This is a genomic window from Nocardiopsis sp. NPDC055824, from assembly GCF_053616335.1.
Genome location: NZ_JBSHDN010000182.1, coordinates 1 through 12,809, shown reverse-complemented (window position 1 = coordinate 12,809; position 12,809 = coordinate 1). Strand labels below are relative to the sequence as shown.

Below are 12,809 nucleotides of genomic sequence, written 5' to 3'. Positions count from 1 at the left end.
CCGCACCCCTGCGGGGGTGCGGCGGTGTCCGGGACCGGGCCGGCGCGCGGGCGGCCGACTCCTGCCGGGCACCCCCCCGGGGCGGGTGGGCGGCGCCCGGCGGCCCGGGGACGTGTGCCGGCGTCCCGCCGCGGAATGGCCGCACCCGTCCGACGGTTGGCCGGGGCATGGCAGACGACACCTCCCGCGACCGCGCCGGGGTGCCCCCGGCGCCCCGCCCCGCGCGCCTCTTCACCGACCGGGACCTCTGGCACGGGGGCGAGGTCGACCTGGACGCCTATCGGGCCCGGGTGGGCCTGGAGGGCGCCCTGCCGCCCACCCGTGACACGCTGCGGGCCGTGCAGCGGGCCCACCTGGCCGCCATTCCCTTCGAGAACCTCCGGCCGCTCACGGGGGAGCCGGTGCGGCTGGACGTGCCCGCCCTCGTGGACAGGATGGTCCGCGCCCGGCGGGGCGGCTACTGCTACGAGCAGAACCTGCTCCTGGCCGCCGTGCTGGACCGGCTCGGGTTCGCCGTCACCGGGCTCGCGGCCCGGGTGGTGTCCGGCCGGCCGGGGCGTCCCCGCCCGTCCACGCACTGCCTGCTGCGGGTGGACCTGGAGGGGCGCCCGTGGCTGGTGGACGCCGGCTTCGGCGGTGGCGGGCCGCTGGAGCCCCTGCCGCTGGCCGACGGCCACCAGGAGGTCCAGGGCGGCTGGGGCCTGCGCCTGGACCGGGTCTCGGAGCTCGGCGGCGACGAGTGGCTGCTGCGCTCGTTCGACGGCCTTGCCTGGCGTCCGCTGTACGTCCTCACGACCGCCGCGATGGCGCCCCAGGACTACGAGATCCTCAGCCACCACCTCTCCAGCCATCCCCGTTCGCCCTTCCTGACGCGGTTGACGGTGCAGCGGATCGGGCCGGGCGTCCAGCACGTGCTCACGGACACCACTCTCACCACTCTGGCCCCGGACGGAACGCGTGAGGAGCAGCGGGTGCCTGTGAGGGAGGTGGGGCGTGTGTTGCACGAGGTGTTCGGTATCGAACTGCACGCGAGGGAGCGGGAGGCGGTCGAGGCCAGGGTCGAGGCGTTCACCGAAGTGTGACGGTGGTCACTTTTCTCGGGGGCGGCCCTCCTCCGTCCGCCCCCACCGTCGAATCCACCTGGCGTGTCGTCGGGGCGAACCTGGGCGAAGGGTGCTTGTGGCGACACGTCCTGTGATTTCTGGTCACCGCAGACGTTCGGCGCGCCGGGCCCCTGGGCAGGACCCTGGGGTGTCACACCCCGGAGGGGTGTCGTTCCGAGGGAGCCTCGCATGGCGCACCACATGACCACGGAAGACGTTCACGAGTACATCAACGGGGTCTGTTTCAAGACCGGCCCTCCAGGCAAGGTCGGGACCGAGACCGAGTGGCTGGTCGCGGACTCCGCGCACCCGACCGCACCCGTCGCCGTCGACCGCCTCGCGGCGCTGCTGGAGGCCGGCGGGCCCCCGCCCGCGGGAAGCGCGGTCACCTTCGAGCCCGGCGGGCAGATCGAGCTCAGCTCTCCCGTGCTGCCGGGCCCGGCCCGGGCGCACGAGGCCCTGGCCGCCGACCTGGACCACGTCTCCAAGGTCCTCGCGGGCGGCGGGCTCCACCTGGTCGAGACCGCGCTCGACCCGCTCCGACCGCCCGTACGCCAGCTGCGGCTGCCCCGCTACACGGCCATGGAGCGGTTCTTCGCCGGCCGCCGCCAGCCCAGCGGCCACACCATGATGTGCAGCACCGCCTCCCTCCAGGTGTGCCTGGACACGGGGGTCGACCGCGCCGACGGACGTGCCCGCTGGGAGCTCGTCCACCGGCTCGGGCCGGTCCTCGTCGCCGCGTTCGCCAACTCCGCCGTCTGGCGGGGCCGCCCCACCGGATGGAAGTCCACCCGGTGGGCGATCTGGGCGGCCACCGACGCCGGCCGCACGCGCCCCGTCCTGGACACCGGCAGCCACCCCGACCCGGCCACCGCGTGGACGGACTACGCCCTCGCCGCCGACGTCATGGCGGTCCCCGAGATCCCCGACGGAGGCGGGACCTGGACCCCGGATCCCGGCATCACCCTGGCCGAGTGGGTCGGGGGCCGGGGCCCCCGCCCCCTCACCCCCGCCGACGTGGAGTTCCACCTCAGCACCCTCTTCCCGCCCGTACGCCCGCGCGGCTGGTGGGAACTGCGCATGATCGACGCGGTCCCCCGCCGCTGGTGGCCCGTCCCCATGGCGCTCTGCGCCGCCCTCGTCGACGACCCCCGCGCCCGCGCCGTGGCCGAGGAGGCCACGGAGAAGCTCTGCCGCGGCCCCTTCCCCGACCGCCGCCTGTGGATGCGCTCCGCCCGGCTCGGCCCCGGCGACCCCGCCGTCGCCGAGTGCGCCCGCTCCTGCTTCGACGCGGCCGTCGAAGCCCTGCCCCGCATGGGCGCCGCCGGGCTCTCCTCCCTCGTCGACGACTACGCCGACCGCCACGTCCGGCGCGGGCTGTGCCCCGCCGACGCGCGGCCGAGCGTTCCCGCCCCGCGCCCGGGGCGCGTCGGTACCCGGGCGGGACGGACAGGGACCCACCGACACAGCGGAGGAGCACGGTGAACCACGAACAGGAACGCGCCAAGGAGCGCATCGCCACCGAACTCGAACGGAGCCGGCGGCGCAGCAACGGGCTCACGATCGACGCCCTCGACGACGAGGGCCTGCTCGCCCAGCACTCGCCCCTCATGTCGCCGCTCGTCTGGGACCTGGCCCACATCGGCAACTACGAGGAGCAGTGGCTGCTGCGGGCCGCCGGGGGACGCGAGGCGCTGCGTCCCGACATCGACGGCCTCTACGACGCCTTCGAGAACCCGCGCGCCGACCGCGTCACCCTGCCGCTCCTGCGGCCCGAGGAGGCACGCGAGTACAACGACCGGGTCCGCAAGGAGGTGCTCGACGCCCTCGACTCCGCCGACCTCGGGATCCCGGAGCAGCGCGGGGAGCCCGACGGGCGGCGGTCGCTGCTCGGCGCCGGGTTCGTCTTCCACATGGTGATCCAGCACGAGCACCAGCACGACGAGACCATGCTCGCCACCCACCAGCTCCGCGAGGGCGTCCCCGTCCTGCTGGAGGACACCGGCGCCGTCGCGGCCCTGCGCCCGCCCGTGGAGGAGGAGGTGTACGTTCCCGGCGGCCCGTTCACGATGGGCGCCGACGACGACCCCTGGGCCTACGACAACGAGCGCCCCTCCCGCGAGGTCGTCCTCGACCCCTACTGGATCGACACCAGGCCCGTCACCAACGCCGCCTACCAGCGGTTCATGGAGGACGGCGGCTACCGGGACCACCGCTGGTGGACCCTGGAGGGCTGGGAGTGGCGGGAGAGGACCGGCGCGGCCGCCCCCGCCTTCTGGAGCCCCGAGGGCGACGGGTGGTCCCGCCGCAGGTTCGGCCGCCAGGAGATGGTGCCGTCCGAGGAACCCGTGCAGCACGTCAACTTCCACGAGGCCTCCGCGTACGCCGCGTGGGCGGGCAAGCGCCTGCCCAGCGAGGCGGAGTGGGAGAAGGCCGCCAGGTTCGACCCCGCGACCGGCCTGTCCCGCCGGTACCCGTGGGGCGACGAGGAGCCCCGGCCCCGGCACGCCAACCTGGGCCAGCGCAAGCTGGGGCCCTCCCCGGCGGGGCGCCACCCCGACGGCGCGTCGCCGCTGGGGGTGCAGCAGCTGATCGGCGACGTGTGGGAGTGGACCTCCACCACCTTCACGGGCTACCCGGGGTTCCGCGCCTTCCCGTACCGCGAGTACTCGGAGGTGTTCTTCGACCAGGGCTACAAGGTGCTGCGGGGCGGCTCCTGGGCCACCCACCCCACGGCCGTCCGCTCCACCTTCCGCAACTGGGACCACGCGGTCCGCCGGCAGATCTTCAGCGGCTTCCGCTGCGCACGGGACGGGGAACCCGCCTGATGTGCCGTCACCTCGCCTACCTGGGGCCGCCGCGTACGCTGCACGAGCTGCTGTACGCGGCGCCCCACTCGCTGCACGTCCAGTCGTGGGCGCCGCGCATGCAGCGGCACGGCACCGTCAACGCCGACGGCTTCGGCGTCGGCTGGTACCCGCCGCACGGGACGCCGGGGACCGCCGCGTCCCCGGACCCGTCGGCGCCCCCGGACCCGTCGGCGTCCGGCCTGCCGCGGGCCGACCCCCCGGGGCCGCTGCGCTACCGCCGGGCCATGCCCATCTGGAGCGACTCGTCCTTCGCCGACGCGGCGCGCGCCATCACCTCCGGGTGCGTGGTGGCCGCGGTCCGCGACGCCACCGTCGGGTTCGGCTCCGAGGAGTCGGGCGCGCAGCCCTTCCGGGCCGACCGGCTTCTGTTCAGCCACAACGGCGCGGTCAAGGACGACGAGGCGCTCGCGGCGGCCTTCGTCCCGCCCCCGGGCGTGCTGGACGCGCGCTCCCCGGTGGACTCCGCTCCCCTGTTCGCCCACACCGTGCGGCTGTGGCGGGCCTCCGGCGACCTCGCCGGGGCGCTGGCGGGCGTGGTCCGCCACGCACGCGAGCACTCCGACGGCCGCTACAACCTGCTGGCCGCCGACGGGGAGAGCATCGTCGCCACCGCCGCCGGGGACACCCTCTTCACCCTCAGGGAGCCCGGGGGAGGGGTCTTCCTGGCCTCGGAGCCCTTCGACGACGCGCGCGGCTGGCGCGAGGTGCCCGAGGGCTCCGTCGCCGTCGCGACGCGGGAGCGCACCGGGATCCACCCGATCGCCTGACGGCCGGGGCGCCGCCCCCGCGGCACCGGCACGCCCACGGGCACCCACCAAGGGACACAGGAGGCACCATGTTCCGGATCGACCGAAACCTGACCGCCGACGACCTCGACAAGGCCCTGCGCAGCGACGTCGCCGCCGGGCTCACCGCAGTGCCCAAGCAGCTCCCGCCCAAGTGGTTCTACGACGAACGCGGCAGCGCCCTGTTCGAGGAGATCACCGGGCTGCCCGAGTACTACCCCACCCGCGCGGAGCGGAGCATCCTGGAGGTCCGGTCCGACGAGATCGCCGCCGCGGCCGACGCGGAGACGCTGATCGAGCTCGGCTCCGGATCGGGGGTCAAGACCCGGCTCCTCCTCGACGCCATGCTCCGCCACGGCCGCCTCACCGGCTTCGTCCCCGTGGACGTCAGCGGCGACTTCCTCGCCGCCTCCGCGCGCGGCGTCGTCGACGACTACCCCGGGCTCGACGTCCACGGCGTCGTCGGCGACTTCGAGGAGCACCTCGGGCTCCTCCCGGTCGGCGAGAACGGCGGACGCCGGCTCCTGGCCGTCCTGGGCTCCACCATCGGCAACCAGGAGCCGGGGCCGCGCGCCGTCTTCCTCCGCGACATCCGCGCCGTGCTCGACGCCGGGGACTCGCTCCTGCTCGGCGTGGACCTGGTCAAGGACCCGGCCCGCCTGGTCGCGGCCTACGACGACGCCCAGGGGGTCACCGCCGAGTTCAACCGCAACGTCCTCGGCGTCCTCAACCGCAGGCTCGGCGCCGACTTCGACCCCGCGGCCTTCGACCACATCGCCCGCTGGAACGCCGGGGAGGAGTGGATCGAGATGCGCCTGCGCGCCCGTTCCGCCCAGCACGTGCGGGTCGCCGACCTGGACCTGGAGGTCGGCTTCGCCCCGGGGGAGGAGATGCGCACCGAGGTCTCCGCCAAGTTCCGCCGCGAAGGGCTGGCCGCCGAACTCGGCGCCGCCGGGTTCGAGCCCTCCCACTGGTGGACCGACCCCGCCGGGGACTTCGCGCTCACCCTCGCCGCCGCGAGCTGACCGCGCCCGCCCGAGGAGGCCGACCGCGCGCCCGCTCCGCCGACGGCGGATCACCGCACGTCGGCCGCCTCCGGGCGGGCGGCGCCACACCGGGGCCGTCCGTGACTCCGGTACGCTCGTGGCGTGTTCAAGGTAGGAGTTTTCGGCGCCGATGGGCGTATGGGGTCAGAGGTCGTCCGCGCGGTTCAGGCCGCCGACGGCATGGAACTCGTGGCGGGCGTGGACAGCGCCGACGACCGGAGCGCGGTGCTGGGCGCCGACTGCGTCGTCGACTTCACCCACCCCGACGCGGTGATGGACAACCTGGAGTGGCTCATCGGCCACGGGATCCACGCCGTCGTCGGGACCAGCGGCTTCGACGAGGCCAGGCTGGAGCGGGTGCGCGCCATGCAGGCCGCCGCGCCCGGGGCGAAGGTGCTGATCGCCCCGAACTTCGGCATCGCCGCCGTGCTGATGATGCACTTCGCGCGCAAGGCCGCGCCGTACTTCGAGTCCACCGAGATCATCGAGCTGCACCACCCCAACAAGGCCGACGCCCCCAGCGGCACCGCCTACCGGACCGCGGAGCTCGTCGCCGAGGCGCGCCGGGAGGCCGGGGCCGCGCCGATGCCCGACGCCACGACGTCGGAGATCCCCGGCGCCCGCGGCGCCGACGTGGACGGGGTCCGCGTGCACGCCCTGCGCATCACCGGGCTCATCGCCCACCAGGAGGTCGTGTTCGGCACCGACGGGGAGACCCTGAAGATCCGGCACGACTCGATGAACCGCACCTCGTTCATGCCCGGGGTGCTCCTGGGGGTCCGCGGCGTCGCCGGTCTCGCCGACCCGCTCACGGTGGGCCTGGACGCCCTCCTTGACCTCGACTAGACGCGCTCCGGCGAGGGGGAGGCGACCGACCGGGCGCCTCCCCCTCGCCGTGCCCGGGGTCCGGGAGGCGCCCGCCGCTCAGGCGCCCCGGCGGCAGGTGAGGAAGACCTGGGTCTCGGGGTGCGCGCCGGAGTCCTCCGGCTCGTAGGAGACGACCCGCTCGTCCTCGACGAGCAGCCCCGCCTCCCGCACCACCCGGCGCAGCTCCTCGCGCGGATAGCCCGACACGCGGACGTCCGAGCCGAGGAAGGGGATCGGCGCGTCGTCCATGTCGGCCTCCACCATGGCCAGGCACAGCAGGCCCTCCGGGACCAGCGACGCCCGGATCCGGCTGAGCGCCTCGGGGATGCGCGCCTTGGGCAGGCACAGCAGGGAGAAGAACGCCACGATGGCGTCGTAGGAGGACTCGACCGGCTTCAGGTCGAGGATGTCGGCCTGGACGAAGGTCGCCTGGGGCACGTTGCGGCGCGCGATCTCGATCATCCGCCCGGAGATCTCGTAGCCGGTGACACGGACGCCCGCGGAGGCGAACTGGCGGGCGGTCGGCAGCCCGGTGCCCGAGCCCAGGTCGAGCACGTGTGCTCCGGGCGGCAGCAGGTCCAGCAACCGCCGGACCCGCTCCTCCTGCCCCTCTTTACGCGGAAAGGCCTCGTCGTAGCGTTCTCCGATCGTGTCGAACGCGGCGGCCTGCTGGGCCGAGCGCTCCGCCCACGCTTCCGGGTCCGGAGCGAGGTCGAGGGGGTCGGGGGCGGTGTTCTCGCTGGGCACGGTGTCGTCTTCTCCCTACCGTGGCTGAACGCGTGTCTGGGGGACCGGCCCGCATACTAGTCCCACGGGGGCGCGCACCGGGGCCCGGACCGTGTCCTCGCAGGCCGGACGGAGTGTCCCGGCCACAGCCGGGCCCGGACGCCGGGGCCCCGCGCGGGCCGGACGGGGCCCCGCGCGACCCCCGCGAGGACCGCGTCCGGCCGCGGAACGGGCCGGGGCGGGCCGTCGACGGCGGGCACCGTCCGGAACGGCTCCCCCACACACCTCTCGGACGGGGACCGCGGCGCCGTTCCCTAGCCCAGGGCGAGGGCGGCCGAGAACAGGACGCCGAACGCCATCTGCAGCCTGCCCGTCTCGCCCAGGCCCAGGACCAGGTCGCGCCCCGCCTGTCCGCCCAGCACACGCCTCAGCGGCGGCACCGCCAGCGGCGCCGTCAGCAGCACGAGCGGGGTCCACCAGAACACCGGGGTCAGCACCAGCGCGACCGCGTAGGAGGCGCCGACCGCGCCCGCGAACAGCCGTCGCGTACCCGCGTCGCCGAGCCGGACCGCGAGGGTGACCTTCCCGGTCTCCCGGTCCGTCGGGATGTCCCGCAGGTTGTTGATGACCAGCACGGAGCAGGACAGCAGGCCGACCGGGACGGAGGCCACCCAGGCCTGCCACGGCGCCGAGCCCAGCTGCACGAACACCGTGCCCACCACGGCCACCACGCCGAAGAAGACGAACACCGACACCTCGCCCAGGCCCCGGTAGCCGTACGGCGCGCGGCCGCCGGTGTAGTACCAGGCCGCGGCGATCGCCAGGGCGCCCACCAGGAGCAGCCACCACGACGACGTCGCCACCAGCACCAGGCCGACGGCGCCCGCGAACGCGAAGCTCCCCAGGGCGGCGGCGAGCACGTGCCCCGGCTCCGCCAGGCCCGACGCCGTCAGGCGGGTCGGACCGGTGCGCTCCTCGGTGTCGGTGCCCTTCACGCCGTCGCTGTAGTCGTTGGCGAAGTTCACCCCGACCTGGAGGGACATGGACACCACCAGGGCCAGCAGGGCCTTCCACCAGACGAACCCGTCCAGGGCGAGGGCCAGCGCCGTGCCGACCGCCACCGGGACGACCGAATTCGGAAGCGTACGGGGACGCAGCCCCGAGACCCATTCACTGACCGTGGCCACGCGGCGGTCCTCCACCCTCGACGACACTGCGCCGCACCTGGTGCGCAACGCAGACAACCACCCAACGGTAGTCCCTGTCCGCGGCTGTCCCCAACCGGCCGCGGCCCCGGACCGGAGGCGGGAGCGCCCCTACGCGGAGATCGCCGCGTGCAGGCGCACCATCGGCAGCGGCGAACCCAGGTCGATCTCCCGGCGGGCGCCGTCGGCGCGCCACCCCGACGCCTCGAAGAACGCGCGCAGCGCGTTGCCGGCCTCCGGCACCCACACGTGCACCGTGCCGAAGCCGTCGTCCACCAGGTGGTCCACGCAGGCGTTGACGAGGCGGCTGCCGTGCCCCTCCCGGGCCCGTTCCGGGTCCACGTGCAGCGCGAACACCTCCGCGTCCGTGGCCGGCCACAGGTCCGGGTCGCCCGCGGGGCCGAACGCGGCGAACCCCGTCACGGTCCGCACCCCCCCGACCTCGTCGGTGGCCACCACCAGCCGGTGCCGGGAGGTCGGCGGGGACTCCAGGGCGGCCGTCCACTGCTCGTGGAACTGCCTCCGGGCGTCGGCGCCGCCGATCTCGGCGACCACCGCGTCGGGCAGCAGAGCCCCGTACACCGCCCGCCACGAGGCCACCTGGACGTCCACGACGGTGTCCACGTCGGTGGCGCGGGCGGGACGGACGAACTGGGCACTGGACACGATGGGGCCTCCTGGGGAGCGTGCCGCGGCAAGATCACCTACGCCGGAGTTTCCGGACCTTGCCTCGGCATGGGAACATCTACAGTTGTGAGCCTCATTATCAGAGTTATCGTGAACGCGCTCGCCCTTTGGGCGGCTGTCTTCCTGATCGACGGGATCGACGTCACAGCCCAGACCACCGCTGGTCAGATCGGCGTCTACCTCGCCGTCGGCGCCATCTTCGGTGTGGTCAACGCGATCATCAAACCGATCGTCAAGGCCGTCGGGTGCCTGTTCTACGCGCTGACCCTCGGGCTGATCGGCCTGGTGGTGAACGCGCTGCTGCTCATGCTCACGAACTGGATCGCGAGCCTGTTCACCCTCCCGTTCCACATCGAGGGGTTCTGGCCCGCGTTCTGGGGTGCGATCGTCGTCACCATCGTCAGCTGGCTTCTGAGCATGTTCCTTCCGGACGGACAGGACGACTGAGACCGGGGCGGACACCGCCCGACCAACCCCCTTCCGCGACCCTGACCTGCGCGCGGATCCCGGGCCCGGCCGGATGGCACGGGTCCGGGACGGGTAGGTTCACATGAGCCGGTCCGTCAACCTCGACCCACGAGGACGGCGGCCGAGCAGGGCACGACCCCGCGCCCGACCCAAGACGGGGCACCACAGGAACTTTCCCGCGACCGGATCGCGTACCGCCGGTCGCGGTGGCGGACACGCAGCGCCGCACATCCGTGCACGCGTCATGTGCACGGGACACATCCAGCTGTCGACGCACACCGAGAGGAGGAGGGGCACCTTCGGACCCACCGCCCAGCGGCGGCGGTCCGGAGGCCTTTCACACACGATGACGGACACCAAGAACCGCCCGTTCGGCAAGATGCTGACCGCGATGGTCACGCCCATGCTCGACGACGGCGAACTCGACTACGAGGGCGCGGCCAGACTGGCCACGTACCTCGTCGACGAGCAGAACAACGACGGCCTCATCATCAGCGGCACCACGGGTGAGTCGCCGACCACCAGCGACGACGAGAAGGACCGCCTGCTCAGGGCGGTCCTGGAGGCGGTCGGCGACCGCGCCAGGGTCATCGCCGGGGTCGGGACCAACGACACCCGCCACAGCGTGAGGCTCGCCAAGGCCGCGGAGAAGGCGGGCGCGCACGGTCTGCTGACCGTGACGCCCTACTACAACAAGCCGCCTCAGGAAGGCCTGATCAGGCACTTCACCGAGATCGCGGACACCACCGAGCTGCCGGTCATGCTCTACGACATCCCGCACCGCACCGGCACGCCGATCGCCTCGGAGACCCTCGTCCGCCTGGCCGAGCACCCCCGCATCGTCGCGAACAAGGACGCCAAGGACAACATCGGCGCCAGCTCCTGGGTGATGGAGCGGACCGACCTGGCCTTCTACTGCGGCACCGACATCCTCAACCTGCCGCTGCTGTCCGTCGGCGCGGCCGGTTTCGTCAGCGTGGTCGGCCACATCGTCGGCTCCGACCTGCGCGAGATGATCGACGCCTTCGAGAAGGGCGAGGTCGGGCAGGCGCTGGCCATCCACCGCCGCCTCACCCCGGTCTACACCGGTATGTTCCGCACCCAGGGCGTCATCACGACCAAGGCCATCCTGAACCAGTTCGGGCTGCCCTCCGGTCCCGTGCGCACCCCGCTCACCGACGCGTCGGTCGAGCTCCAGGCCCTGCTGCGCGAAGACCTTGCCGCCGCCGGCGTCAAGGGCCCCATCGGACTGGCCCCGCATCAGGCCGTCCCCGCCAGCGCCGTGCGCGTCGAGCGCCTCACGGAGGGATCTGTATGAGCCACCCGCACCCCGAACTGACCTCGCCCCCGCCCCTGGGCAAGGGCGCGCTGCGCGTCGTCGCCCTGGGCGGCCTCGGCGAGATCGGCCGCAACATGACGGTCTTCGAGTACGACGGCCGCCTGCTCGTCGTCGACTGCGGCGTGCTCTTCCCCGAGGAGGAGCAGCCCGGCGTCGACCTGATCCTGCCGGACTTCGACTACATCCGGGACCGGCTCGACGACATCGAGGCGGTCGTGCTCACCCACGGGCACGAGGACCACATCGGCGGTATCCCGTTCCTGCTGCGCGAGCGGGCCGACATCCCGATCGTCGGCTCCCGCCTGACCCTGGCGCTGATCACCGCCAAGCTCGGCGAGCACCGCATCAAGCCGGAGACCCTCCAGGTGGAGGAGGGCGAGCGGCACGAGTTCGGCGCCTTCGACCTGGAGTTCTTCGCGGTCAACCACTCCATCCCGGACGCGCTGGCCGTCGGCATCCGCACCCCCGGCGGGTCGGTGCTGCACACCGGTGACTTCAAGATGGACCAGCTGCCGCTGGACGGCCGCCTCACCGACCTGGCCGGGTTCGCCCGGTTCGGCGACGAGGGCGTGGACCTGCTGCTGTCGGACTCCACCAACGCCGAGCAGCCCGGGTTCATCGTCAACGAGCGCAACCTGTCCGAGGCCATCGACAAGGTGTTCCGGCAGGCCGAGAAGCGCATCGTGGTGGCCTGCTTCGCCTCGCACGTGCACCGCGTCCAGCAGGTCATCGACGCCGCGTCCAAGCACGGCCGCAAGATCGCGTTCGTGGGACGCTCGATGGTCCGCAACATGAACATCGCGCGCGACCTGGGCTACCTGAGCATCCCCGGCGACACGATCATCGACGTCAAGCAGCTCGACCAGATGCGGCCGGACGAGGCCGTGCTGATCTGCACGGGCTCACAGGGCGAGCCCATGTCGGCGCTGAGCCGGATGGCCAACCGCGACCACCAGATCCGGATCGAGCAGGACGACACCGTCCTGCTCGCCTCCTCGCTGATCCCCGGCAACGAGAACTCCGTCAACCGGGTGATCAACGGCCTGACCCGCTGGGGCGCCAAGGTCGTGCACAAGGGCAACGCCCTCGTGCACGTGTCCGGGCACGCGTCCGCCGGTGAGCTGCTGTACGTGCTCAACATGGTGCGTCCGCGCAACTTCATGCCGGTGCACGGCGAGTGGCGGCACATGCGCGCCCACGCCGACCTGGCCAAGCTCACGGGCGTCCCCTCGGACCGGATCATCATCGCCGAGGACGGCGTGGTGGTGGACCTGTACAAGAACCGGGCCAAGATCGTGGGCGCGGTCCAGGCCGGGTACGTGTACGTGGACGGAGCCTCGGTCGGCGACGTCACCGACGCCTCGCTCAAGGACCGCCGCATCCTCGGCGAGGAGGGGTTCATCTCCGTCGTCGTCGCGGTGGACTCCGGGACCGGCAAGATCCTCGGGGAGCCCGAGATCCACACCCGGGGCGCGGGCATCGGCGCCGCCGCCTTCGACGACGTCATCGACAAGATCCAGGACTCCCTGGACAAGGCGGCCCGGGACGGGGTCAACGACCCGCACCAGCTGCGGCAGCTCATCCGCCGCAACACGGGCCGCTGGGTCAACGACACGTACCGTCGTCGTCCCATGATCATCCCTGTCCTGGTCGAGGTCTGACCGACCGGTCCGGGGGCGCCCCCGGACCTGGGCACGGGAACGGCCCGAGGCG

General features: G+C 73.3%; 12 protein-coding genes. 9 read left to right on the top strand and 3 right to left on the bottom strand.

Annotated elements, in window-relative coordinates; all coding sequences use genetic code 11:
* Nucleotides 1-167: 167 nt before the first annotated feature.
* The 6 genes from ACWGL3_RS25950 to dapB all read left to right on the top strand — a co-directional run bounded on the left by ACWGL3_RS25950 (nucleotide 168) and on the right by dapB (nucleotide 6,650).
* The gene (locus ACWGL3_RS25950) at nucleotides 168-1,082 is read left to right on the top strand and encodes an arylamine N-acetyltransferase family protein (RefSeq protein WP_267946047.1); all 915 of its coding nucleotides are present in this window, start codon (nucleotides 168-170) and stop codon (nucleotides 1,080-1,082) included.
* A 210-nt stretch (nucleotides 1,083-1,292) separates the two neighbouring features.
* The gene (egtA, locus tag ACWGL3_RS25945; protein ID WP_452461899.1) at nucleotides 1,293-2,588 is read left to right on the top strand and encodes an ergothioneine biosynthesis glutamate--cysteine ligase EgtA; all 1,296 of its coding nucleotides are present in this window, start codon (nucleotides 1,293-1,295) and stop codon (nucleotides 2,586-2,588) included.
* Nucleotides 2,585-3,931 (top strand): ergothioneine biosynthesis protein EgtB, encoded by a 1,347-nt coding sequence (gene egtB / locus ACWGL3_RS25940; RefSeq protein WP_267946045.1) that lies wholly within the window; start codon nucleotides 2,585-2,587, stop codon nucleotides 3,929-3,931. The genes egtA and egtB overlap by 4 nt, the downstream gene beginning before the upstream one ends.
* Entirely contained in the window at nucleotides 3,931-4,740 is an 810-nt protein-coding gene (locus ACWGL3_RS25935; RefSeq protein WP_452461898.1) for a class II glutamine amidotransferase, read from the top strand. The genes egtB and ACWGL3_RS25935 overlap by 1 nt, the downstream gene beginning before the upstream one ends.
* A 68-nt stretch (nucleotides 4,741-4,808) precedes the next feature.
* Nucleotides 4,809-5,783 (top strand): L-histidine N(alpha)-methyltransferase, encoded by a 975-nt coding sequence (gene egtD, locus ACWGL3_RS25930; RefSeq protein ID WP_267946043.1) that lies wholly within the window; start codon nucleotides 4,809-4,811, stop codon nucleotides 5,781-5,783.
* Between the two features lie 123 nt (nucleotides 5,784-5,906).
* Nucleotides 5,907-6,650: a 4-hydroxy-tetrahydrodipicolinate reductase gene (gene dapB / locus ACWGL3_RS25925; protein ID WP_267946042.1), complete on the top strand. Its 744-nt coding sequence runs from the start codon at nucleotides 5,907-5,909 to the stop codon at nucleotides 6,648-6,650.
* 78 nt (nucleotides 6,651-6,728) lie between these two features.
* On the opposite strand, the gene ACWGL3_RS25920 is transcribed toward dapB, so the two are convergent.
* The 3 genes from ACWGL3_RS25920 to ACWGL3_RS25910 form a co-directional block, all read right to left on the bottom strand.
* Nucleotides 6,729-7,418: a class I SAM-dependent DNA methyltransferase gene (locus ACWGL3_RS25920; protein WP_267946041.1), complete on the bottom strand. Its 690-nt coding sequence runs from the start codon at nucleotides 7,416-7,418 to the stop codon at nucleotides 6,729-6,731.
* Nucleotides 7,419-7,711: 293 nt separating this feature from the next.
* A complete protein-coding gene (locus ACWGL3_RS25915) occupies nucleotides 7,712-8,584 on the bottom strand; it encodes a 1,4-dihydroxy-2-naphthoate polyprenyltransferase (RefSeq protein WP_267946040.1) in 873 nt (290 codons plus the stop codon).
* A gap of 129 nt (nucleotides 8,585-8,713) precedes the next feature.
* Complete coding sequence (locus tag ACWGL3_RS25910; RefSeq protein ID WP_267946039.1) at nucleotides 8,714-9,268, bottom strand: GNAT family N-acetyltransferase; 555 nt, start codon at nucleotides 9,266-9,268, stop codon at nucleotides 8,714-8,716.
* A gap of 87 nt (nucleotides 9,269-9,355) precedes the next feature.
* Here ACWGL3_RS25910 and ACWGL3_RS25905 point away from each other — a divergent pair, with 87 nt between their 5' ends.
* The 3 genes from ACWGL3_RS25905 to ACWGL3_RS25895 all read left to right on the top strand — a co-directional run bounded on the left by ACWGL3_RS25905 (nucleotide 9,356) and on the right by ACWGL3_RS25895 (nucleotide 12,757).
* On the top strand, nucleotides 9,356-9,736 hold the full coding sequence (locus ACWGL3_RS25905) for a phage holin family protein (protein WP_267946038.1): 381 nt from the start codon (nucleotides 9,356-9,358) through the stop codon (nucleotides 9,734-9,736).
* A gap of 367 nt (nucleotides 9,737-10,103) precedes the next feature.
* Nucleotides 10,104-11,075, top strand: a complete 972-nt coding sequence (dapA, locus tag ACWGL3_RS25900) for a 4-hydroxy-tetrahydrodipicolinate synthase (protein WP_267946037.1) — start codon at nucleotides 10,104-10,106, stop codon at nucleotides 11,073-11,075.
* Nucleotides 11,072-12,757, top strand: a complete 1,686-nt coding sequence (locus ACWGL3_RS25895; protein ID WP_267946036.1) for a ribonuclease J — start codon at nucleotides 11,072-11,074, stop codon at nucleotides 12,755-12,757. The genes dapA and ACWGL3_RS25895 overlap by 4 nt, the downstream gene beginning before the upstream one ends.
* Nucleotides 12,758-12,809: the final 52 nt, after the last annotated feature.

Coding starts and splice junctions, on each gene's coding strand:
- ACWGL3_RS25950 (WP_267946047.1), top strand. CDS start 168: ATGGCAGACGACACCTCCCGCGACCGCGCCGGGGTGCCCCCGGCGCCC.
- egtA (WP_452461899.1), top strand. CDS start 1,293: ATGGCGCACCACATGACCACGGAAGACGTTCACGAGTACATCAACGGG.
- ACWGL3_RS25935 (WP_452461898.1), top strand. CDS start 3,931: ATGTGCCGTCACCTCGCCTACCTGGGGCCGCCGCGTACGCTGCACGAG.
- egtD (WP_267946043.1), top strand. CDS start 4,809: ATGTTCCGGATCGACCGAAACCTGACCGCCGACGACCTCGACAAGGCC.
- dapA (WP_267946037.1), top strand. CDS start 10,104: ATGACGGACACCAAGAACCGCCCGTTCGGCAAGATGCTGACCGCGATG.
- ACWGL3_RS25895 (WP_267946036.1), top strand. CDS start 11,072: ATGAGCCACCCGCACCCCGAACTGACCTCGCCCCCGCCCCTGGGCAAG.